The sequence below is a fragment of the Vibrio sp. YT-19(2023) genome (assembly GCF_033337395.1).
In genome coordinates this window covers 1-541 of record NZ_JAWOQN010001030.1, presented here as the reverse complement: position 1 = coordinate 541, position 541 = coordinate 1, and the positions used below count along the sequence as shown (strand labels likewise).

The following is a 541-nucleotide window of genomic DNA, read 5'->3' as shown; positions in this document are numbered from 1 at the left end:
ACCGCATTAACACTGCGGCCTATTTTATTTATGAGAACATGCCACTTGGAAAAAGTGTGCAGCTGACTGAGCAAGAAGCATGGGATGTTGCTGCGTACATCAATAGTCACGAACGCCCACAAGATCCTCGATTTAAAGGCAGCGTCACCGCAAATGCTGAAAAATACCACCAGCACCAAGGTTACTACGGCAAAACACTAAACGGTAAGCAAATAGGTGAAAACGCATTTGCAAGCGGAACGGTTGAGTAGCAACGTTAGAGCTTGCCGTATAGCTACATCCTTATATACATTCCTGCCCTATGCTTGGGCAGGTTCTTTCTCTCCCTCATCCCAAAAATCACCATTTCATTTGCTTCACTCAAACCACTTCTATGCGGTAACGACTTCCCAATTTCAAACCCTAGCAGTAAAATGTTGCATACTTTTCAGCGTCGCTTAGCATGTTTTAGCAACATGCGCACGGCGATTGCAAAAGTAAGAAACTCGTAAACTCCTGAATCAAAACAAGCGTGTCTAGTGAAAACAGAGTATTCTTAGGA

At 43.8% G+C, this 541-nt stretch carries 1 protein-coding gene; it reads left to right on the top strand.

Annotated features, from left to right (window positions below; genetic code table 11):
* Positions 1-251, top strand: a 251-nt coding sequence (locus tag R7E78_RS29840) for a c-type cytochrome (RefSeq protein WP_411913792.1), incomplete at its 5' end; no start/stop codon positions are given.
* Positions 252-541: the final 290 nt, after the last annotated feature.